This window comes from Proteinivorax tanatarense (genome assembly GCF_040267685.1).
In the GTDB taxonomy this organism is placed as follows: Bacteria; Bacillota; Proteinivoracia; order Proteinivoracales; family Proteinivoracaceae; genus Proteinivorax; species Proteinivorax tanatarense.
Window position 1 is genome coordinate 1,869,267 of the sequence record NZ_CP158367.1, and the last position, 22,373, is coordinate 1,891,639.

The 22,373-nt window shown below is 34.9% G+C and carries 20 protein-coding genes; 2 read left to right on the forward strand and 18 right to left on the reverse strand.

The annotated features are described in order from the left end of the window. Window positions 1–69 precede the first annotated feature (69 nt). The 7 genes from PRVXT_RS09325 to PRVXT_RS09355 all read right to left on the reverse strand — a co-directional run bounded on the left by PRVXT_RS09325 (window position 70) and on the right by PRVXT_RS09355 (window position 6,661). Entirely contained in the window at window positions 70–1,305 is a 1,236-nt protein-coding gene (locus tag PRVXT_RS09325; protein ID WP_350345142.1) for a methylaspartate ammonia-lyase, read from the reverse strand. Window positions 1,306–1,324: 19 nt separating this feature from the next. After that, window positions 1,325–2,779: a methylaspartate mutase subunit E gene (locus tag PRVXT_RS09330; protein ID WP_350342606.1), complete on the reverse strand. Its 1,455-nt coding sequence runs from the start codon at window positions 2,777–2,779 to the stop codon at window positions 1,325–1,327. Window position 2,780: 1 nt separating this feature from the next. Beyond that, complete coding sequence (gene glmL / locus PRVXT_RS09335) at window positions 2,781–4,160, reverse strand: methylaspartate mutase accessory protein GlmL (RefSeq protein ID WP_350342607.1); 1,380 nt, start codon at window positions 4,158–4,160, stop codon at window positions 2,781–2,783. Window positions 4,161–4,164: 4 nt separating this feature from the next. Beyond that, window positions 4,165–4,581, reverse strand: coding sequence for a methylaspartate mutase subunit S (gene glmS / locus PRVXT_RS09340; protein ID WP_350342608.1), 417 nt, complete (start codon window positions 4,579–4,581; stop codon window positions 4,165–4,167). Window positions 4,582–4,596: 15 nt separating this feature from the next. Then, window positions 4,597–5,403, reverse strand: a complete 807-nt coding sequence (gene murI / locus PRVXT_RS09345; protein WP_350342609.1) for a glutamate racemase — start codon at window positions 5,401–5,403, stop codon at window positions 4,597–4,599. 265 nt (window positions 5,404–5,668) lie between these two features. Next, window positions 5,669–6,190, reverse strand: coding sequence for a DUF2179 domain-containing protein (locus PRVXT_RS09350; protein WP_350342610.1), 522 nt, complete (start codon window positions 6,188–6,190; stop codon window positions 5,669–5,671). Between the two features lie 21 nt (window positions 6,191–6,211). Beyond that, window positions 6,212–6,661, reverse strand: a complete 450-nt coding sequence (locus tag PRVXT_RS09355; protein ID WP_350342611.1) for a MarR family winged helix-turn-helix transcriptional regulator — start codon at window positions 6,659–6,661, stop codon at window positions 6,212–6,214. Between the two features lie 236 nt (window positions 6,662–6,897). On the opposite strand from PRVXT_RS09355, the gene PRVXT_RS09360 reads away from it, so the two are divergent. Continuing rightward, the gene (locus PRVXT_RS09360; protein ID WP_350342612.1) at window positions 6,898–8,100 is read left to right on the forward strand and encodes a two-component system sensor histidine kinase NtrB; all 1,203 of its coding nucleotides are present in this window, start codon (window positions 6,898–6,900) and stop codon (window positions 8,098–8,100) included. Window positions 8,101–10,550: 2,450 nt separating this feature from the next. On the opposite strand, the gene PRVXT_RS09365 is transcribed toward PRVXT_RS09360, so the two are convergent. From PRVXT_RS09365 to PRVXT_RS09415, 11 genes are all read right to left on the reverse strand, one after another. Beyond that, entirely contained in the window at window positions 10,551–12,350 is a 1,800-nt protein-coding gene (locus PRVXT_RS09365; RefSeq protein ID WP_350342613.1) for a DNA-directed RNA polymerase subunit alpha C-terminal domain-containing protein, read from the reverse strand. Window positions 12,351–12,545: 195 nt separating this feature from the next. Then, complete coding sequence (queG, locus tag PRVXT_RS09370) at window positions 12,546–13,472, reverse strand: tRNA epoxyqueuosine(34) reductase QueG (protein ID WP_350342614.1); 927 nt, start codon at window positions 13,470–13,472, stop codon at window positions 12,546–12,548. A gap of 81 nt (window positions 13,473–13,553) precedes the next feature. Further along, on the reverse strand, window positions 13,554–14,213 hold the full coding sequence (gene phoU / locus PRVXT_RS09375; protein ID WP_350342615.1) for a phosphate signaling complex protein PhoU: 660 nt from the start codon (window positions 14,211–14,213) through the stop codon (window positions 13,554–13,556). Between the two features lie 12 nt (window positions 14,214–14,225). Continuing rightward, window positions 14,226–14,987, reverse strand: coding sequence for a phosphate ABC transporter ATP-binding protein PstB (pstB, locus tag PRVXT_RS09380; protein WP_350342616.1), 762 nt, complete (start codon window positions 14,985–14,987; stop codon window positions 14,226–14,228). A gap of 18 nt (window positions 14,988–15,005) precedes the next feature. Next, window positions 15,006–15,875, reverse strand: a complete 870-nt coding sequence (gene pstA / locus PRVXT_RS09385) for a phosphate ABC transporter permease PstA (RefSeq protein ID WP_350342617.1) — start codon at window positions 15,873–15,875, stop codon at window positions 15,006–15,008. Between the two features lies 1 nt (window position 15,876). After that, the gene (gene pstC, locus PRVXT_RS09390) at window positions 15,877–16,833 is read right to left on the reverse strand and encodes a phosphate ABC transporter permease subunit PstC (RefSeq protein ID WP_350342618.1); all 957 of its coding nucleotides are present in this window, start codon (window positions 16,831–16,833) and stop codon (window positions 15,877–15,879) included. Window positions 16,834–16,970: 137 nt separating this feature from the next. Further along, a complete protein-coding gene (locus PRVXT_RS09395; RefSeq protein ID WP_350342619.1) occupies window positions 16,971–17,870 on the reverse strand; it encodes a PstS family phosphate ABC transporter substrate-binding protein in 900 nt (299 codons plus the stop codon). Window positions 17,871–17,991: 121 nt separating this feature from the next. Further along, window positions 17,992–19,758, reverse strand: a complete 1,767-nt coding sequence (locus PRVXT_RS09400) for a HAMP domain-containing sensor histidine kinase (protein WP_350342620.1) — start codon at window positions 19,756–19,758, stop codon at window positions 17,992–17,994. A gap of 2 nt (window positions 19,759–19,760) precedes the next feature. After that, complete coding sequence (locus tag PRVXT_RS09405; RefSeq protein ID WP_350342621.1) at window positions 19,761–20,459, reverse strand: response regulator transcription factor; 699 nt, start codon at window positions 20,457–20,459, stop codon at window positions 19,761–19,763. A gap of 4 nt (window positions 20,460–20,463) precedes the next feature. Beyond that, on the reverse strand, window positions 20,464–21,513 hold the full coding sequence (locus tag PRVXT_RS09410) for a protein-glutamate methylesterase/protein-glutamine glutaminase (RefSeq protein WP_350342622.1): 1,050 nt from the start codon (window positions 21,511–21,513) through the stop codon (window positions 20,464–20,466). Between the two features lie 164 nt (window positions 21,514–21,677). Further along, window positions 21,678–22,034, reverse strand: coding sequence for an FMN-binding protein (locus PRVXT_RS09415; RefSeq protein ID WP_350342623.1), 357 nt, complete (start codon window positions 22,032–22,034; stop codon window positions 21,678–21,680). A 169-nt stretch (window positions 22,035–22,203) separates the two neighbouring features. On the opposite strand from PRVXT_RS09415, the gene PRVXT_RS09420 reads away from it, so the two are divergent. After that, window positions 22,204–22,368: a hypothetical protein gene (locus PRVXT_RS09420; protein ID WP_350342624.1), complete on the forward strand. Its 165-nt coding sequence runs from the start codon at window positions 22,204–22,206 to the stop codon at window positions 22,366–22,368. Window positions 22,369–22,373 lie beyond the last annotated feature (5 nt).

Here is a 22,373-nt window from a genome sequence, read left to right on the forward strand (position 1 = left end):
AGATAATATATTTCTCAATATATATTCCATAAAGGGGTTAAAGATGCTAGTTTGTCCAATATATTAGATTTACTTTAACAAAGCTAATGTTCTGGCCATTTCATTTTTAACTATCATAAGTCCTTCATCCACACCCATACCAGGTTTCGCAAGTATCTGATCAGGTCTGGTAGCTAAAGCAATATGCACAGCAATCTGAGCTGCACGATCCGTTTCGTTGCATGTCCCTCCTAAATATGCTCCCACACCGTTTGCTTTACAATAAAGTACCGCTTCTATAATGTTGTTAATTCCCCCTAAGTCTGGGGCTTTAATTTGAGCCATATGACAGCATCTGTTATCAGCAAAATCCTTAATGTCTTCAAAAGTATTACACCACTCATCAGCAACTATTTCAACATTACTGCCTCTTTGCTGAAGTTTGTTATATAGCTCTTTTAGTTTTTCAATCTGTAGCTGCTTTTCTTCCATATCCATAGGTCCTTCAATCCTAAGGGTATGGGGAGCTGCCACTTTACCTAACCTGTCTAAATAGTCTGCCATTTTATCAATATCGTAATCAAATGCTATCCCGATAGTGCCATAAACATCTATATGAAAGATAGGCAAATATTCATCACTACCAGCTAGTTCCCTTACTCTTTCTTTTAACCAAGCAACATATTCTTCTAACTTTTCACCGTTCCTCCCCAATTTATGTTTAACATTATTTATCAATCCGTGGGGCATGACATCGACACCTTTAATAACCATCTTATCAACATTCATGTACCTTTCATCGCCAGTTTGGGAAAATACTGGTATGGGCTCTGTACAAAGCTTTGTGTTATACTCTTGAGCTATAACTTCTGCCATAGTAATTTTTTTACTTTTAGCCACAGCATCTAAAATTGCTTGGGTAATGCCATAACGCAAAGCTGTGTGTATTGGTTTCCCATCATCTTTTTTTAGATTATCTATTTCTTCAGCTAAATCTTTGAAATTAGAAATTTCTCTGTTTTTTAATATTGGAGCTATTTTGTTTTCAACAATAGGTTGAAAATCCTCAGCTAGAAACAAAGGATCACGACCACCTGCACCAGAGTATTGTACTGCGGCACAGTCTCCATATGCAATCTGACCATCTTCAAGCTTGAACATGATAGACAAGCTTTCTCCTTGTTGCCTTATTGAAGTAAAACCATTTGTTACTGCTTCACCTTTGTAAGTGAACCCATCCTGAACTGCATCACCTTTTATAGCTCGTTGATCATCAAAGTAAAAACCTGTCAACCCACATGAAGTTACTACATCAATTATTTTCAACATAACACCCTCCCAAAATTTAGCTAGGTCTTCCCACTAAAAATCCTTTTCCTATAGCATATATGTCATCGATAACCATCTGGAAGCTAGGATCTCTATCTTCTGCTTTTCCACGTATTGCAATCTTTTCATTATGAAAATCTTGTATTTCTTTAGTTAATGGCAAATCGCCACTATCAAGCAATCTTATGGCACCATCATTATCTCTAGCAGGTAGTATTCTTCCTGCATTAAATCTGCTTGGCGCAAAAGGAATGTCAATAATTCCGCTTTCAAATGCTCTAATAGCGCCTTTTGCCCAGTCTCCTTCTCCTATTTTGTAAGTTGCATCTAATATAGCTCTTGTCTCTTTTTTAATCATTTCTTTTTCTAGCAACAACTGCTTACTTTCAGGGAGAGTCTGGTCTTTTAACATATTAATAATTTGTTTTGTTGTTCTAAGCCCTTGAGCGTTGGCCTCTTTGGTAGGAATACCCATGGCTTCATGAGGAGTTTTTACAATAACTTTGGTTGCCTTAGCTAGTGCTGCAGCAGATGCTCCCCAACTTATAACTCCAAAAGCTTTTGCTTCATCCTGCGGGAAACCACCCATCCATTGGTGGAATACTGTAGTTAGCTGTCTATTTTCATGTCCATTATTAACTAAATATTCCTCTGCTAGTTCCTCCAAGGTCTGAATAGCCGCCACATCTTGGATTAGGTTACCACACTGACCATAACCTAATGTTAAATTCATTACTCCTTGCTCAGCCGCTAAAATAGCTTCTAAAATCGCCACGGAATGACTAATAGAAGGGGGAACTAATGTACCTGTAAGAGGGCCAAATGGTTCCCTATTAATTTCTACACCATTTTCTTGATAGTAGCCAACAAGTCTATCTACATATTGCCAGTAGTATATAGTTTTTTCCAGCGAAACATCTTTCGCATAAGGAATGTTATAAGAAATTCCGCCACCTTCATAGTCTGTAAAGCCCGCTGCTAAGGCTATTTCCGCTAGAAGCCTTGCATCAGGAGTACCATGTCTAACTTGCACCGGTGATTTTAAACTTTCAACTACCTTTCTACAGTTTTCCAAACCATGATTAACAGCAGGAAAACCATTAAGAAGAGATCTTCCACTTGATACACTTTCCTCAATACCTTTTTGAGCTTCTGCGTACCTATTCTGTCTTGTATAACTATCAATAGTTGAAGGAAGCAAGTCCGCCCCTCCTTCATCCTGAAGAAATTGCAACAGAGCAATATGTTCATTCACCAACGCAACACCTGCTCTAGGCTGAACAAGCGTAACTTTATTTTCTTTAGCTTCTTTTAGCTTTTTGGCAAAATTCTTAGCTTTCGGAATGGATTTTTGGTACTCAATTCCTTTTTTAATATCCGCTACCTCATTACCAGTTTCCCATGTCTTTAAAATTTCTTCCCGTTGAGCAAACAGTTTTTCAATTGGCCATTTTTTATTAACTACTTCCACCTTAATTTCCTCCCTCAATAAAGTCAAAATTATCTTGGACTATCGCTTTAGCTACTTCTGGAAAGTCGTCTACCAATAAACCTATTGACGACAAGACATACTTTCTATCAACGCTAAAGTTACAACGCTTAGGCATTAGCACCATCGGTTCATCAGGGTTAAAAAGTGCCCCCTTTAGAATATACCCACTTTTGCTACTATTCACCAATGGTCCACCTGTCCCTATTACTACACCTACATTAGTCAAATCCTTGCCCGTTTGTATATAGCTTGCTCCTTGTGGTGTATAAACAGTTTCAACAGTTCCTCCATGACGTCGAACAGCTTTGTTAACTCCATGTCTTGCCAAATAGTTTTCGAACTCCCAAGTCACATCTTCATTCCAATAATCTTCATTTATATTTTTAATTATATTATCTAAATTTAAGTCCGGTAACTCCTTTTTAATTTTTGCTTCACCAATTTCCTCAATCAGAGCACATAGACTGTACCTCATTCCTAAATCCCCCTCAACCGTCCTTTTGGCGAAAGGCTGCGGAAGACCTCTATAAACAACGCCAGTAGTATTGGGCATCCCATCAGTAAAGGAGTGAACATCTGTAGTTGCACCACCCATATCTACAATTATAAGCTCTTCAGACCCTAAAAGCTTGTGTTCTGAAATGAATTTTCCTGCTTGCAACACAGCCTCTGGGGTAGGCATGACAATACTGTTAATTTCTTTTTTTATTACATCAAAACCTTTTGCAGAAATAATATTGTTGATAAAAACCTTTCTAATTTCTTCTCTAGCAGGCTCAATATTAATTTTATCCAGACTCGGCAATACATTATCTATAATAGAAAACTCTTTGTTTTGCTCAGACAGTATTTCATATAGCTCATCCTGAACATCCTTATTACCAGCAACTATAATCGGACAGTTAATATCTGATTGAGCTAATTTTTTTCCATTTTCAACTATAACCTCACTATTACCTCCGTCTGTCCCACCAGCTAATAAAATTATATCTGGATTTAAGTTTGTAATTTCTTTTAACTCTTTGTTGTTCAAACGATAACTATACACATCCATCAACTTTGCGCCTGCACCTAAAGCAGCTGTTTTTGCAGCTTCCGCTGTCAAATCAGGAACAAGTCCAATAGCTACCATTTTTAGTCCACCTGCCGCACTGCTGCAAGCTAACTTCCTTCTATACTTCAATTTTACTTCTGCACTTTTTTCCAATTTATCTATAGCTTCAATAAGTCCTTTGTCGATTCCTAACTCAACAGTAGTGGGTGCTTTGGCAGTGGCAATTATCTTTCTAGCTTCAACATCTACAGCTGTAACTTTTGTAAAAGTACTACCAAAGTCAATTAAAAGCACTGCTTCAATCATGCTGCTATTCCCCCTGAGATAAATCGTTTTTTAAGTCCTCTATAGAAGTTTCAGGAGCAGTTCCGGGGGGGTATGCTCTATCAAACCCCATATTTAAAAACGTTTTCTTAACTGGCTCCCATTCTTTTTTTCCTACCACTAAGTTTCCGCCAACGTAAAGAAGTATATCTCCAATACCCGCTTCTTCACACTTATCTCTTAATCCTCTACAGTCAATCTCACCATGCCCATATAGTGACGACACCAAAATTGCTACAGCTCCAGTTTCAACAGCGGCCTTTACAAACTCTTCTTGAGACGCTAAAACCCCAATGTTAACTACTTTAAAACCGGCTTGTGTAAAAGCATAGTCTAATATTTTATTTCCAACAGCATGAACATCAGCACCGATAACTCCAATTACTATAGTATTTGAGCTCATTTATCTTCCTCCCATTTAATTCTCTAGATCCACTCTAAATGCTTTGGTGTTACCTTCCAACCATTTGTTAGCTACCCTTTCAAAACCTGCTGTTGCCCCACTAACAAAATACCTATGAACAGGGTTTCTTTTCTCATTATACAACGCCTTGTTCTTAGTAAGAATTTTCTTAGTCAGTTGAGCAGTTGCTTTAGCAGAGTTAACCAATCTCACACCTGGTCCCATCACCTCCTGAATAAGTCCCTCCATTATTGGATAATGTGTACATCCTAAAATTAAAGTATCAACCCCTTTTTCTTTAAGAGGTGTTAAATAACTTTTTGTCACTTCTTTAGCTTCTTTTGTGTTAATTAGGTTATTCTCTACCAACAATACAAATAAAGGACATGCTTTAGAATACACCTTCATACTAGGGTCTATATTCTTTATAGCGTCCTCGTATGATTTACTGTTAATAGTGCCTTCAGTTCCAATAACTCCAATCTTTTTATTTATCGTTGTATCAACAGCAGCCTGAGCCCCTGGCTCAATAACACCAATTATAGGGATGCTTAACTTTTGTTGATAATAATTCAATCCCACAGCAGTGGCAGTGTTACAAGCCACTATCATCATCTTTATATCTTGAGTATTTAAAAAATTTATTATGTCCGTTACAAGACTGCGAACCTCTTTAGGTTCCCTAGGTCCATAGGGCATCTTAGCGGTATCTCCAAAATATATCATTCTCTCTTTTGGAAGTATTTGGCTGATTTCTTTTACCACCGTTAAACCTCCAACTCCTGAATCTAACAAACCTATAGAATTAGTATTAAAAGACATTTTTACCCACCTTTACTTTATTCCGCTAATACAATACCAAGGTGTCCAATCAAAGATTGGACTAATGGATTATTCCATTAGCTATCTTATTCTAGATATTATTATAAATTCCTCTAATCTTTACATGTTATTAATATTTTTTTAATATATTTCAAAAAAACAACACCAAATAAAAAAGCAGTCTGATATGACTGCTTTTAACTGTGTTTGAAAGCAATTACTACCAAATAAATATAATTTCATTTTAGTAACTTTTCAAACTGATTTATTTTGCCTTTTGTTGTTTATAGTATCCTCCAACGGTTTTTTTAGCATCCATAATAGCTGTAAAAGCAGCATTATCTAGTTCCGAAATGAGAAAAAGAAGTTTATTTAAATTTTTCCTTGCAGAATAAACATTTAGAATGTTTTTAGGCCCATTTTTGCCAATTGCTTCTATAACAGTAACTCCATATCCCTCTTCTCTAAGCAAATTAATTATGGGCTGAGATTTTATGCTGGGAATCACTTGGACACACACATACCCTAGAGCCAGTTTCTCTTCTAGAAAAATCCCTACATAATTTCCAGCAGCAAACCCCAGAGCATAAATAAACAAATTAAGAGGCTCATCTAAGGAGTTAACTACCCAGCCTAATGCAACTATATAAATTATCACTTCAAAAAAACCAATAGCAGCAGCATGTAATCTTCTGCCTTTAACAATCAATAACATTCTTAAAGTTCCCATAGAAACATCTAGTACACGAGCAAAAAATATTAAAGACAGTTGTAGTAATAAAGTCATTTTATCACTCTTCCTAGTAATTTATGATTTATACTCTTCTTTCATTAAATCGTAAATTTTTGACAAAGAATTTACTAATTGTTTTTTATCATCAGTTTCTACTTTAACCAGTATTTTTTCTAGATATCTTTTACGGCTTTCTAGTACCTCTTTAATCATTTGGTCACCGGTATCAGTCATTTTCAAACGCACTACTCTTCTATCTTTACCATCCCTGGTCCTTTCCACCAGCGAATTTCTTTCCATACGATCAATTAAGTCAGTTGCTGTACTACTGGCCAAATACATGCGATTTCCTAGTTCTCCAATAGTCATATCACCGTATTCCTTAAGCAACAGTAAAGCATTAAATTGAGGAGGCGTTATAGCAAAATCCTCCAAAATATCTCTTCCTCTGCACCTTATCACAAAACTTACTTTTCTGATTAAATGCTCAATTTCCTCAACATGTTCACAATATTTCTTTTCCACAAAAACACCTCCGCTCTCATTATCTCTAGGATACCAACAATAGTTGGCTTGGTCAACTTATTTAACTATTAAGCGTAAGAAAAATATTACATTCCTTATTAAATTGCTAGAATTTTATTGAATAAGGGGAATTATTTTACTATGTTGTACCTTTTTGCAGGAATATTCAATTATTTGGCGAAATAAAACCTTAAATATTGTTTTTTGAAATAGCAGTCAGGGAAGTAGGTGTATATATGGAACAAGATAGTTGTGTTGATCATAGCAAAACCTCACTTTGTCAAAAAACATTTCATGAAGTTTTTCCCATTAAAAATATATCAGAGGATAAAGAACATGATCTTATTTGCTATCACTCTAAGCTTATTAACGTTTCTAAAATTTTAAACAATCACTTAGAATCTATGGTTCCAAATAAAACCCTTTGTCTTATTTTTAATCAATCAGGCCATTTATTATCCAAGCATTACTGCCCTGCTTTCCCCATAGCTGATTCGGAAATAGTTATCGGTGAAGATTGGACAAAACCTAACAAAGAAAGCCCAATTAAAGAGGTTATAAAAAAAAGACAGCCCTTAACCGTTGAAAAATTAAAATATAAAAATAAGGTCATAGAGGATTGGACATTCTTTGCTGTACCCATAGTAGGGAAAATCAGCAAAATTTTTTATGGTATTATCTTAATTGGCATACCTAAAAATCATCTATTTTATAATTTTGAGCAAATTATCATTTTATCAAGTGATATTATGAGTGAAGCACTAGCCAGCAGTCACGATGTTAAAGAGGTGCAAGAAAGATTTAGTCAAATGTTTGCTAGTTTCGCTCATGAAATAAAAAATATTTTAACGTCTATCAGAGGATTCACGCAGCTTCTTCAAACCAAGCTAATCGATAAAAATAATGCAGTATATATCAATTTTATTTTAGAAGAGTTAGATAGAGCCCACGGTATACTAAAAAACTCTATCTATTTTTCCAAAGCTCAAAAGGATCGAGCAAATATATGTAAGGTATCAGAAATCCTTCAAGACGTTTTAACAACACTAGCATCTGTAATCGAAAAAAGAAATATCACCATAAATGTTGATATTGATAAAGCTATACCGCCAATCACTGGCGATGGAGTTCAGTTTAGACAGGTTTTTTTAAATATCATTCAAAACTCTATCGAAGCCATGGAAAGTGGAGGGACCTTAGATGTTTCCTGCAGAGTAAGGAACCTACAACTTATTATAAATATTTCTGATACAGGTCCGGGTATCCCAGAAAGTATCAAAGAAGAGATATTCACCCCCTTTTATTCTACAAAACATGGCGGTACTGGTCTAGGTCTTTCTGTTAGCAAGCAAGTAGTGGAACATTACAAGGGTCATATTTATTGTAAAAGCAACAACAACGGTACAACATTTACTATAATCCTCCCAACAAACAATTGATTTTTGAGAGTAGGATAATTTTTTTTAATTCACACCACTGTAAGTACCGTTGATTATAAGCGGCTTAATAGTTAATTGCATCGTTATACTTTTGATTGAAAAAAACATTATTTAAATTCATGAAAGTAAGGCTATGGGGCAAGGTCCGATAGCCCTTTTTTGTGGTTCCCATTTCGCGTAGGGCACCTAATTACCTTAGAGACCAGACCCAGCATTAAATCAAGTTTCAAATGTCCAGCTCTTAGTCCCAGCAGAATGAGCATAATATCGACGTTTTCGTGGCTAATAAATGTTTTGTTCTTCCACTCAAGATATCTACATTTACTAATTCAAAAGCTTTAATTGGCCACGAAAACTTATAAATTAGCTACATGCTGGGACGGAATTCTTTTTTCCAAATAAGCTACATGCTTGGTCAATAAAAAATATGGATAATTATTATGTTGATTATATCCTCTAAAATCTCTGTAAGTAGTATGATAATTATAGAAATCTCACTAACCATAGAGGTTCACAGACCTAGCATCAAAACAAGTTTCAAATATCCAGCTCTTAGTCCCAGCAGAATAAGCAAAATATCGACGTTTTCGTGGCTAATAAATGTTTTGTTCTTCCACTCAAGATATCTACATTTACTAATTCAAAAGCTTTAATTGGCCACGAAAACTTATAAATTAGCTACATGCTGGGACGGAATTCTTTTTTCCAAATAAGCTACATGCTTGGTCAGTGATAGAACAAATAATTATTTAGATAGTGGTTTTACTTAATTAATTCTACAATTGAAATGATAGATTTTAACCTTTGCCTTGAGAACCAATAGACCCGGCATTAAATCAAGTTTCAAATCCAGCTCTCAGTCCCAGCAGAATGAGCATAGTATCGACGTTTTCGTGGCTAATATTTTTTTTGACCTTCCACTCAAGATATATACATCTACTAATTCAAAAGCTTTAATTGGCCACGAAAACGTATAAATTAGCTACATGCTGGGACGAAATCCTTTTTTCAAACTAGCTACATGCTTGGTCAGTAATAGAACAGATAATTATTTAGATAATGGGTTTACTTAATTAATTCTACAATTGGAATGATAGATTTTAACCTTTACCTTGAGAACCAATAGACCCAGCATCAAATCAAGTTTCAAATCCAGCTCTTAGTCCCAGCAGAATGAGCATAATATCGACGTTTTCGTGGCTAATAAATGTTTTGTTCTTCCACTCAAGATATCTACATTTACTAATTCAAAAGCTTTAATTGGCCACGAAAACTTATAAATTAGCTACATGCTGGGACGGAATTCTTTTTTCCAAATAAGCTACATGCTTGGTCAGTGATAGAACAAATAATTATTTAGATAGTGGTTTTACTTAATTAATTCTACAATTGAAATGATAGATTTTAACCTTTGCCTTGAGAACCAATAGACCCGGCATTAAATCAAGTTTCAAATCCAGCTCTCAGTCCCAGCAGAATGAGCATAGTATCGACGTTTTCGTGGCTAATAAATGTTTTGACCTTCCACTCAAGATATCTACATATACTAATTCAAAAACCTTAATTGGCCACGAAAACGTATAAATTAGCTACATGCTGGGACGAAATTCTTTTTTCAAACTAGCTACATGCTTAGTCAGTAATAGAACAGATAATTATTTAGATAATGGGTTTACTTAATTAATTCTACAATTGGAATGATAGATTTTAACCTTTACCTTTAGAACCAATAGACCCAGCATCAAATCAAGTTTCAAATGTCTAGATCTCAGTCCCAGCAGAATGAGCATAATATCGACGTTTTCGTGGCTAATAAATGTTTTGGTCTTCTACTCAAAATATCTACATATACTAATTCAAAAACCTTAATTGGCCACGAAAACGTATAAATAAGCTACATGCTGGGACGAAATCCTTTTTTCAAACTAGCTACATGCTTGGTCAGTAATAGAACAGATAATTATTTAGATAATGGGTTACTTAATTAACTCTACAATTGGAATGATAGATTTTAACCTTTACCTTGAGAACCAATAGACCCAGCATCAAATCAAGTTTCAAATCCAGCTCTTAGTCCCAGCAGAATGAGCATAATATCGACGTTTTCGTGGCTAATAAATGTTTTGATCTTCTACTCAAAATATCTACACTACTAATTCAAAAGCTTTAATTGGCCACGAAAACGTATAAATAAGCTACATGCTGGGACGAAATCCTTTTTTCCAAATAAGCTACATGCTTGGTCAGTGATAGACCAAATAATTATTTAGATAATGGGTTTACTTAATTAATTCTACAATTGAAATAAGGAATGAGGTCTAAGGCCCAGCAGAATGAGCATGGTATCGACGTTTTCGTGGCTAATATATATTTTAACCTGCAAACCTTACCGTCAAGTTCACACACATACTTAGCCTACAAAGTAAAAAACGAGCTTTTTAAGCTCGTTTTTATATATTACGTGGTTTTCTTAAAGTATAGTATCCTGATTTATATCTTTTAAATCTATGATCTTGAGTAAGGGCATTATAAATAGTTTGTTCTTTTGTAAAATGAGTCTGTCCAACAATTCTAGCAATTTTTTTATAATACATAGGCTCTTTTTGTTCCTTTAATATATCGTAAATATAATCTGCAATATGGGGGTACTCTTTAATGCCCCACTCAACAAGCCCATATATTCCTCGGCCAACACGGGCAAAAACATCTTTATGATTAGCTAAAATAGCTCTAGCATACTGCGTAGTTATACTCTGACCATCTCGCTGATTAGCCTTTTTTATAATTTCTTTATAATGGAGAGCTCTTCCTTCCCTGCGGAGAGTGTTTATAATTATATTAACCTTGGTTCCTTCTCGTTCCTCAAAGTTAACATTTCCCTGGGAGTTAACTTCAAAACAATTGGCGGAAGCTAAACAAGCAGGTATAAAATTGTCTAGCATTCCTGAAACAGGTGTATACCTCCGATTAAGGGTCAAGTAAATTTCCCTGTCTTTAAGTATATTTAATAGCTCCTTTTCTTTATAGCTACCTTTTTGAAGTATATCTACCCCTGTTTTTATAAGCTCGCTATAATGTTCAAGGGGTAAAACACCCATTCCCCATACATCATAATTTATTTGTTGATACATTGGATCTATATCTAATATCATGGAGGAAAAGTTAGCAATATTAATTGAGGGAACTTTTAAGTACGTGTTTAGTTCATTGGTAAAATGATCATGGGTTAATACTCCCCCTTGAACTAAAGTATAAACATGAAGCCAGGCAATAAAGTGAATGTTACTAAAGTAGATATTACTCATAATTTTAGCCTTCATTTTTTTTATAATCTGTTGTATCCTAGCTCTTGTCAGACCATACCTATCTCCAATTTCTTGCAAAGTACATATCTCACCATCTAAACCATAGAAAAGGCTAAGCATCTTAAATTCTCTTGTATCGATACCATCAAATACTCTTTCTATCCATAAATCTCCATCTTTTGTTAGTAAGTAATCTCTTAGTATATGCAAAAGAGATTCAATTTCTCGATAATTAAGGTTTCTTTCGTTTGCTTTGTTAAGAAAAGGTAACTGTTTTAACAAAGCACAGTTTACACTAAAAAGCTTGTTAAACATTCTACCTTTATACTCTTTATATAGTTCAAATTCATCTAAACATACAAGCTGGGACAAATTTTTTATATCTTCCCTATAACAAACATCTAAAATCTCTTCTTCTAACGGAAGTAGATGTATAGGGTATTGCCCGATTAACAAGGATAATAGTTTTTCTCTCTCGTCTCCTATTCCCGTTCTCTGCCCCCAAAATTTATTTTTCCATTTTTTAGCATCTTTTTCTTCTTCTATAATAAGGTTAATTTTATACATTATTTCCTCAGCAGATTTATTTCCTAAGTTTTTTATAGACAAAAGCTCTCTAACAGAAATATTAAGTAGTTCCTTTACATTGTAAACTCCGCATTTTTTAAGACAGTTTTTTGCTCTAGACGATAACCCTATGTCATTAATGCTTGTATCACTCTTTATAGTAGTTCCTTTTCCTAACTGCCTTTTTAAGGTTTCTTTAATTTCCTGTATAGTATATTCTCCACAATTAGTAGTTTTAACTAGTTCTTCTTCGTCCATTAACGCCAACTGCCCTAATGTTTTAATTTCTTTGTCATTTAACACTCGCTGAGCTCTTGCAGATAGCCCCAACTTAGAAATAGGCTTAAACAATACATTAGACTCAAAAAACTCACTCACCGTTCTCCCCCCTCATTTACACCTTTGTTACACTTATATTTCTTTTTTATAACAAAATCTTTGTTATGTACAATTCTATATTTGTTGTTAATATCCTTTTTTATTTTTAATCTTTTTTGAAACTTTCGTACTAATCTTTTGAAAAAAATGTAAATAAAAACTACCTTGAGGTTAACTCAAAGTAGTCCTGTATAACTAATTACGTTTACTTAAAATAGACTCAGCATTTCTTTGTAACACCTTTTTCCCTCGCCACCCGAATGCCTTCAAACCATAATTATTCCTAAATTTCTTATTGCTTAAACTTAGTAAGAAATTCAAGTCAATCCACTCCGGTGAAGCAATATTGTTTTCTTTTTTTACCCCACTATTAAATGAGCAAACAAGCTGACATGTATCACAACCATAGACTCGATTTTCCGCTTTTTTTAAAACTTCTGTTGAAGCTTCTTTTTGAATAAGTTGATTGGCTAAACATTTGTTATAATCTATACCACCCTTTTCTTTAATTGCTTGAACAGGGCAGCTGTCAATACATTTTCTACAGCTGCCACAACTTAGTTCTAAGGGTGCATCAGCTTCAATAGCAATATTAGTTAAAATATGACCCAACCATACAAAGGAACCAGCAGATAAGGTTATAAGATTCGTATTTTTCCCACAAAACCCTATTCCAGCAAGGGTAGCTATATGTCTATCCGATAAAGGTCCCGTATCCACAAAGGGAATAAAATTATGATTTCCTTGTACTTCAGAATTAATGTAATCTATCAAGTCTCCCATCATTTTCTCCAGCTTTTTATGATAATCCTCTCCCCAAGCAGAAGGAGTAATATATCCTTGATTTTGATTAGGCGGATGCTCCAACGAAGCATTGACATAACCAGTATAGGACACCGCTAAAGAAATAATAGTTTTACAATCTTCCATTATTAAAAAAGGATTAGTTCTTTTTTCAACATCATCGGTAACAAAAGGTGGGTTACGTCCCTTGTCTGACAGTTGTAACAGTGTATCTTCATATTCCTTAAATTTCCTTGCTTTCACAAAACCAGTTTCCACAAATCCAATTTCCCAAGCCTTTTTTTTAATTCTTTCTTTTAAATTACTCAATTTTATCACCTAATAATAGCTTACCACAAATAGCTAGCTACAACCAATATTGAATCCTAAATCAATCTGTATGTTTTTCCAGAGGTCAACTCAGTTATTCAGCTCTTTCCTCTCACCAGTGACCATATAAATCAACCACTCACATATATTAGTTGAATGGTCTCCTATTCTTTCAAGAGAACTGCTAACAAACATTAGTTGTGTTGCTTGCTCTATATTTTTACATTCTTTATCCATATATAGCATAAGTTCACCAAGAATTTGTTTATGATAACTATCTATCTGATCATCATCTTTACATACCTCATAAGCAAGCTCAACATCCTCATTTATAAAACTTTTTAATGCTTTGTTTACCATCTTTTCAGTTAGTACCGCCATATTGGGTATGTCAACTAAAGGTTTTATCAACGGTTCTTTATCAATTTTAATACAAATTTTAGCTATGTCAACAGCATGATCTGATATTCGCTCTAAATCTGTAATAATTTTTAAAGCCGTAGCAATTTTTCTTAAATCATTAGCCATAGGCTGTTGCCTTGCAATTAAAGTCAAACAAGTTGACTCAATCTCTAATTCTAAAGCATCAATTCTTTCATCACCACCAATAACCTCTTTAGCCAATTTTATATCTTTTCTTTGTAGAGCAGTTACAGCATTTGAAATACTTTGCTCCACTAAGTTTCCCATATACAATAATTCTTCAATTAAATTTCTCAACTCTTTATGAAAATCTTGTCTAGCTACCATTTTTCATCCCCCTTAGCCGAATCGGCCTGTAATATAATCCTCAGTCCTTTTATCTTGAGGATTTGTAAACATAGTTTCAGTATCTGAATACTCAATCACTTCACCGTGTAAGAAAAATGCAGTTTTGTTTGAAATTCTTGCTGCCTGCTGCATATTATGAGTAACTATAATTATGGTATAATTGCTACTTAACTTTTTAATTAACTCCTCTACTTTAGTTGTGGCAACTGGGTCTAAGGCAGAGCAAGGTTCATCCATAAGCAAAACATCAGGTTTAACCGCTAAAGCTCTGGCAATACATAAGCGTTGCTGTTGTCCTCCTGAAAGAGAGAAAGCAGACTTATTCATCTTTTCTTTAACTTCATCCCACAGAGCTGCCCCTTTTAAGCTAACTTCTACTATCTCATCTAAGTTAGTTTTATTCTTTATTCCATGAATCCTAGGACCAAATGCTACATTATCATATATAGATTTTGGAAAAGGATTTGGTTTTTGGAACACCATGCCCACTTGTTTCCGTAAATTTACTACATCTAAACTTTCAGAGTTGATATCTCTTCCCCTATATTTAATACTCCCCTCCACTTTTGCTGATGGGATAGTGTCTATCATCCTATTTAAACTTTTTAAAAACGTGGACTTTCCACAACCAGATGGACCTATAATAGCAGTTACTCCTTTTTGATCTATTATTATGTCAGCTCCTTTAATTACTTTTTCACTTCCATAACTGATATGCAGATCCTTTATTGAAAAAATTTTTTCCTTTTTCATTTTATCTCCCCCTAAACTTTACCATTGTTTTGATTTGCTATAATATACCCTTAATCCAATAGCTACTGAATTTAAAATTAATACAATTGCCAACAATACAAGTGCGGTTCCATAAGCTAGGTGTCTAACTTCCGAGATACTTGAATGCTGGGTAGACAAAATATACAAATGATAAGGCAGTGCCATAAATTGGTCTGTCACACTGCTAGGCAGTATAGGTAAAAAATATGCTGCACCTGTTAATATAATAGGTGCCGTTTCCCCCGCTGCTCTTCCTAAACCTAAAATTGTCCCAGTGGCCATGCCAGGTATAGCTGCAGGAAGAACGTTTAATTTAACTGCTTGCCATCTTGTCGCACCTAATGCCATAGCCCCTTCTCTAAAACCTAACGGCACCGATCTAAGTGCCTCTTCAGCAGTGGTAACAATTACAGGATAAGTCATCAATGATAAAGTTAAAGCAGACGCCATAAGTGAATTACCCAACTTCATCCCAACTACAAATATCCCTAATCCAAATAAACCGTAGACTATAGAGGGAATTCCTGCCATATTCCTAATACTCAATCTTATCAATCTATTAAGTTTTCCTTGAGTTGAAAACTCATTTAAATAAATTGCTGCTCCTACACCTAATGGCACTGCTATTAATAAAGTGAGTAGCGATACATATACAGTCCCTATAATTGCTGGCATAATACCGCCAGCAGTCATCCCTTGTCGCGGTATATCCGTTAAAAACGTCCAACTAATAGCACTAGCACCTTTCTGAACTATAGACCCTACAAAGTAAACCATAGCTAAAACAGCCAGTAAAGCGTTAAGTCTTAAAAAGTTTATACCTAACAGACTTATAAAGTTTATTTTGGGGTTATTATTTTTATTCATTTTAATTGCCTCCCTCTATCCCTTTATTTAGTACCATGTCGGCAATTAAGTTAATTATAAACGTCATAATAAATAAGAGCGCTCCTAATACAAATAGAGAATGATAGTGAAGGCTTCCCCAAGGAACATCAGAACCTTCAATAGCTATGGTAGCTGTTAAAGTTCTAACAGAACTTAAATAATCTGGAAGTATTATTCCAAAGTGCTCTTTTAGTGGCATTCTAATAGCATTGCCAGTTGCCATTAGAACAGTCATGGTTTCACCTACAGCTCTACCAAATCCTAACATTACTGATGCTATAATACCAGATTTAGCTGCTGGCAAAGTTACTTTTGTCATGGTTTCCCATTCATCTGCCCCTAAAGCTAATGCTGCATCTCTATAATCACTTGGTACAGCTTTTAGAGCGTCTTCAGAAACACTGGTTATTGTTGGTAGGGTCATAACACCTAGCATTATAGCACCAGTTAACGCGGTAAGCCCATTACTCAATCCAAAAATATTAGCAACTGCTGGAGCCACAACAACTAGTGCGATAAATCCAAATACAACCGATGGTATACTAGCTAACACTTCTAACATTGGCTTTACAACATTTCGAACTTTGCTATTAGCTATTTCTGATAGATAAAGAGCTGTAGAAACTCCCCACGGCAATGCTATAATCAAAGCACCAACAGCTACAACTATGGTGCCTAACATCTGTGGCAATGCACCGTACCCTGGTTCTGGTGAGCTGGGCATCCATCTTTTCCCTAGCAAGAAATCTGAGAGCCCAATCTCTAAAATTGCTGGCATTCCCATCTTTATTAAAAATCCTAAAATAAAAGCTACTATTACTATGGCAAAAAGGCCGCTGAGGGTAAGACCCTTCAGCACAAACCATTCTCGCCAATACTGTCTATTTCTACATTTGCCAAGTTCTAAACTTTTTTTAGACAAATCTTTTTTTGCCATTACCTCAACTCCAATTTTAAATTTTTCTGTGAGATCCTCACTTAACACTTCCCGTTAAATGAGGGAAGGGCAACATCCAGTTAAATCCTAGTGATTTAACTAACAACCGTAAGGCCCCCACAGATTGAAGTTTCATTTTATTCTATACCTAGCTCATTAAATGTTTGATTGTTTACATCGATATACTCCTGAGTTAGAGCATAAAATCCAGTATCTCCTAATACCTTCTCTCCTTCAGAAGATAGAACCCATTTAAGGTATTCTAGCAACTCTCCTTCTGGTGTTCCGTTTACATAAAAATACATTGGCCTAGCTATCGGATAAGAACCATCATCTATATTGCTGCTTTCTAACGGAGTTACAAAGGGGCCTTCGCTTGACAGTCCAACATTAACTGCATTTACTCCTGAGTCTACGTACCCTACACCAAAGTAGCCTATGCCAGCTTTATCACTTGAGATACCTTCATAAATTGCAGAAGAGCCTGACATATACTTAGTATCATTTGCCCAGTCTTCTTGGTCTAAAATATTCTCCCAAAAATATACATACGTTCCTGAATTACTTTGACGAGAATAAACACTTATTTCTCCTCCGTCTTCCCAACCTAACTCTTCCCAATCTGTCACTTTTCCTGTAAAAATATCTTTTAGCTCTTTAACTGTTAATTCTTTAACTGGATTATCTGGATGTACAACAACCGCTAAACCATCTTGTCCTACAACAAATTCATTTATCTCCACATTATTCGAAGCTGCATTTTCCATCTCGCTATCGGTAATATCTCTAGAGGATTGTGCAATATCTACATTATCATCTTGAATTGCTGCAATACCTGTCCCAGAACCGCCTCCAGTTACTGAAATTGTTGTTTGAGGATTTTTTTCCATATACTCTTCTGCCCAGTGTTGACCTAGGTTAACCATAGTGTCAGATCCTCTAACCTCTATATATCCATCTTGTGATCCTCCACAACCTACTGCCACTAGAGCAAAAAAGCTTAATACCATACCATACCCTAAAATTTTCTTTAACATTTAAATTCCTCCTTTGTTGATATTGCGTTTTATTTAACTTCAACTTAATTATAACTATCCTTTGTTATATCAAAATAATGACTATGTTAATTTAGTGTAAACAAAAAGAAGTTTGCTAAATTTAGCAAACTTCTTTCTGTTTAGGTAAAGTAGCCCAAAAACTAGTGCCATCTTTATTGGAAACTACTCCTACATTTCCTCCAAACCCTTCAACTATGTGTTTAACTATTGAGAGTCCTAGCCCCGTTCCACCTAATTTTCGCTCTCTAGATCTATCAACTCTGAAAAATCGCTCAAAAACCCGCTCTTGATCGGCAATTGGTATGCCAGGTCCATTATCCCTCACAATTAATCTAACAAATCCATTGTCTTCTTTTACAGCAGAAATTTTAATATCAGATCCTTCAGGTGTATATTTTATTGCATTCTCTACATAATTAAGCATTACTTGCTCTAGATAATCACAATAAACCCCTACATCTAAATTGTCATTTATATTCACATGAACTTTATGCTTTTTGTCCTTGATTTTATTGTTTAACAAATCTAAAACCTTTAATACCGCACTTTTAACATTACAAACACCACTTTTCCTTTCTTCATCTCCCTCTAATTTTGAAAGTGCAAGTAAGTCATTTAAAAGTTCTGACAATCGAGTAGATTCATCTTTGATTATCCTTAAAAAATGATTTTGAGTTGCACAGTCAAGCTCTTCTTCCAGCAAAGTTTCAGCAAACCCTTGAACGGCAGTCAAAGGAGTTCTTAGTTCATGTGAGACATTAGCAACTAGGTCTTTGCGAATAAGCTCTAGTTGCTTTAAATCGCTTACATCATGAATTACTATAACAGCTTCTTCATTTACTGCATACTGACTCTTATATACAACTGCTCCCGCAAGATGCAGAAACTTTTTGTCCCCATTTTTCTGTTTTAAGGTTATTTCTTTATTTTTCTGCTCCCCCGTTTCCATTATTTCATTGGCAAACTCATTTATATTATAGTTCTCTATTAGTGAATTAAGATAAGTAGTTTCATTGTAATTTTGATATTCAAAAATTTTTCCCGCTGCACTATTTGATGTTAATACTACACCATAATTATTTACTACTAGAACACCCACTGGCAAGTTATCTAATATTCTTCTTAACCTAAGTCTTTCTTTATCTAAATCATCCACCATCTCACCTAAGTTTCTACCCATATCGTTAATAACTTCTTCTAATTCTCCTATTTCATCATTTGAGTAAATCTCTTTTATGCTGGAAAACTTGCCTTCGCCAGCTCTTTTAGCTTTATTCATAAGTACCCTTAGTGGCTTTGTAATCGCTTTAGATAAAACTCCTCCAATAACCCAAACCAAAACTAAACCGACTAAAAGTCCACCATAAACAACAAACCTTATTTGAGTAATTTTATCGTCTATTTCTTCTAATGACTTAGCCAATCTGACAAACCCAACTAATTGGTCTTTTGAGTCATATATAGGTGCTGCGCTATAAAGCATCTCGCTACGGATAGTTTCACTATATCTTTTTTCAGTGGCTACTTTCCCTTGTTTAGCTTTTTGAATTTCCGGCCTGTCCAGATGATTGTCCATAAACTTATAAGGTTTTGAAGTTTCAGCTATAGGCTGGCCATCTATACCTATTATCGTCACCCTGGCCTCTAAATTTTGACTAGCGCTAAAAGCAAAGTTATGTAAAGATTCTTCATCCATATCTGTTATAAAGCTTGATAGTAATAGAGAATTATTACTTAGATTTTGACTGAGTTCAGATATATACTGATCAGCAAAAAAAATTGATAAATAGGTTCCTAAAATAATAACTATTAACAAAAATAAAATCCCATAGGTCAGAGTTAACTTGCCACGAATGGAGAATTTCATGGTTATTTGCTCCTTTTATAACTATACCCAACACCTCTTAAAGTTTTTATAGGTATAGGTTCTTCTCCATCAGTTTCCTTTAACAGAACCTGTCTTATTTGTCGTACGTGTACATCTACTGTTCGGCTATCTCCTAGATAATCATAACCCCACACCTTACTTAATAACTCCTCGCGACTACAAACCTTCTCCTCATTTTCCACTAAATATGTAAGTAAGGTAAACTGTTTTGGCGTTAGAGAAAGACGTTTTCCTTTATACCTGCAACTATATTGTTCTTTATCTATTTCAAAGTCACCATTTACTAGATAATTGCTATTAGACATTTTATAATCCAGCCTTCTAAAAGCTGCTTTAATCCTGACACTTAACTCTTTTGGACTAAAAGGTTTAGTCATGTAATCATCTGCTCCAACCTCTAAGCCAACTATCTTATCTATTTCCTCTCCTTTTGCGGTTAACATAATTATATAGACATTATAACCATGATTTTCTCTTATGCGTTTACAAACCTCAATCCCATCCAGCTTTGGTAACATTAAATCCAGCACTATTAAGTCTGGCTTATCCTTTGAAATTTTAGTGACAGCTTCTTCTCCATCCAAAGCTGTTGAAATATTATAACCTTCTTTTGATAAATTAAATCTAATTAACTCTAAAATAGAGTTTTCATCTTCTACTACTAAAATTTTTTTATTCATTTGTCTACCTCACTTTTTCAGTGATTTTATCCGCCATTTTATCTATAGGGACTATAGCATCTTGCAGATTATTTTCAACTACCTGACGAGGCATGCCATATATGGTACAAGTCTCTTCACTTTCAGTTATCACCCTTCCCCCATGTTTTTTTACAGTCCTACTACCTTCAAGTCCATCTTTACCCATACCAGTAAGTATTGCTGCAGTCAAATTACCCTTGAATATTGGAGCAGCTGAATTGAACAAATAGTCAACAGCTGGACGACACCCATGTAGGCTAGGATTTTGATCCAATTTAGTAATTGTCTTCCCTTCCTTTTGGTCAAGGGTTAAATGATAATCTCCTGGTGCGAGGTATATTGCTTGATCTTTAATAACCTCCCCGTCCTCAGCTTCTTTTACTGGATATTTAGATATATCATTTAGACGCTTTGCCAATGTCTTTGTGAAAAATGCAGGCATATGTTGCACTATAAGTAGAGCTCCATCTAAATTATCTAAATCTGAAAGTAATTGTGTTAGAGCTTTAGGTCCCCCCGTAGAACATCCAATAACCACAGCCTTCTTTGCTTCTTTTTTTTCTATCTGAGATATGCTGCTTTTTTTAGACTTAACAGTTAAATTCTTTTGTTTGGATATCACTGGTTTAACCTTACTTTCTTTTAATTTAGCTTCAGCAGCGGTTTCAATTTTCTCTAATAACATTTCTTTAAGCCCAAATACTTCAAAGCCACTTTTAGGTTTTTGAAGAAAGTCTACCGCTCCAAGTCTCAATGCTTCGATGGTAGTATCCGCCCCTTGTTTGGTAAGTGAACTAAACATAATAACCGGTGTTGGGGCCTTTTTCATAATTAGCTCAAGGGTATCTAAACCGGTTAAAATTGGCATTTCCACATCTAACAATACAACGTCAGGCCTATGTTTTTGTATCTCACCCAATCCTATAAATCCGTTTTCTCCTTCACTAACCACTTTAACATCTGTATTTTTTAATGTATCCTTCAGAACTTTGCGCATAAAATTAGAATCATCAATTACTACTGCTTTTATCATTATTTATCACCCTTATAATGAAATTTTAAAATAAAAACATTATTAAATTCTTTAACCTCTTAATATTGATTTTACACTAATATTCCATAAAAAAAAAGACATCTTAACATTAATTATTAAAGGATGGCTCAACCTTTGCTGAGACACCCTCTTTTAGTATTAAACTACCTTGCATCTTCTAAAGCATCATCTACTGCATCTTTTATGCCTACACTAGTCTCAGTTGCTCCTGAAACGTTATCCACCTCGGTATTTTGTTCTTCCACTATAGCAGGGGGGATTTGTTCTAGGGCTGGATCAGCAACTCCTTCTGACTCTGAGTGTTCTTCCACATTAACAGCTTGAATTAAACCATTTTCTATGATTACCTCTACCCGAATTTCACCCCCATACCCTTGCCCTGTCCCTGAATAAGTACCGTCTGTATATTGACCTTCTACTGCAGTATCACCACCAGGGGAACAAGCTATTAAACATAAAATAAATAATGAAATACCAACTAAAACTAAAAATTTTTTCACTTAATTCACCTCCTAGTTTAGTTTTTCTTTTAAAAGTTATTTGTATACCCATCCTTGCAACAATAAATCTGAATCATAATATGTTTGCAAGGTATAACATAACCAGAAATGTAAAACAATAACAGTAGCTACCTTTTTAAAAATATTCAAGTCACGGGAGGCGAAAATAATGGGTGGAAAATCCACTAGTTACGTAGTTGTTGGGTTAGGGGTTATAGTATCCCTACTAGGGTGGTTTATGCGAGGTGAGCTCGGCGCCGGCATCTTAGGATTTGGTCTTGCTCATATCGTATTAGGTTTATTGGATACTGCTAGACCTACTGTAAATGACTAACAAAT

Excerpts from the sequence above, each read along its gene's own strand:
- glmL (WP_350342607.1), bottom strand. The coding sequence starts at position 4,160 with ATGATTGAAGCAGTGCTTTTAATTGACTTTGGTAGTACTTTTACAAAA.
- glmS (WP_350342608.1), bottom strand. The coding sequence starts at position 4,581 with ATGAGCTCAAATACTATAGTAATTGGAGTTATCGGTGCTGATGTTCAT.
- murI (WP_350342609.1), bottom strand. The coding sequence starts at position 5,403 with ATGTCTTTTAATACTAATTCTATAGGTTTGTTAGATTCAGGAGTTGGA.
- PRVXT_RS09350 (WP_350342610.1), bottom strand. The coding sequence starts at position 6,190 with ATGACTTTATTACTACAACTGTCTTTAATATTTTTTGCTCGTGTACTA.
- PRVXT_RS09360 (WP_350342612.1), top strand. The coding sequence starts at position 6,898 with ATGGAACAAGATAGTTGTGTTGATCATAGCAAAACCTCACTTTGTCAA.
- phoU (WP_350342615.1), bottom strand. The coding sequence starts at position 14,213 with ATGGTAGCTAGACAAGATTTTCATAAAGAGTTGAGAAATTTAATTGAA.
- pstB (WP_350342616.1), bottom strand. The coding sequence starts at position 14,987 with ATGAAAAAGGAAAAAATTTTTTCAATAAAGGATCTGCATATCAGTTAT.
- pstA (WP_350342617.1), bottom strand. The coding sequence starts at position 15,875 with ATGAATAAAAATAATAACCCCAAAATAAACTTTATAAGTCTGTTAGGT.
- pstC (WP_350342618.1), bottom strand. The coding sequence starts at position 16,833 with ATGGCAAAAAAAGATTTGTCTAAAAAAAGTTTAGAACTTGGCAAATGT.
- PRVXT_RS09395 (WP_350342619.1), bottom strand. The coding sequence starts at position 17,870 with ATGTTAAAGAAAATTTTAGGGTATGGTATGGTATTAAGCTTTTTTGCT.
- PRVXT_RS09400 (WP_350342620.1), bottom strand. The coding sequence starts at position 19,758 with ATGAAATTCTCCATTCGTGGCAAGTTAACTCTGACCTATGGGATTTTA.
- PRVXT_RS09405 (WP_350342621.1), bottom strand. The coding sequence starts at position 20,459 with ATGAATAAAAAAATTTTAGTAGTAGAAGATGAAAACTCTATTTTAGAG.
- PRVXT_RS09410 (WP_350342622.1), bottom strand. The coding sequence starts at position 21,513 with ATGATAAAAGCAGTAGTAATTGATGATTCTAATTTTATGCGCAAAGTT.
- PRVXT_RS09420 (WP_350342624.1), top strand. The coding sequence starts at position 22,204 with ATGGGTGGAAAATCCACTAGTTACGTAGTTGTTGGGTTAGGGGTTATA.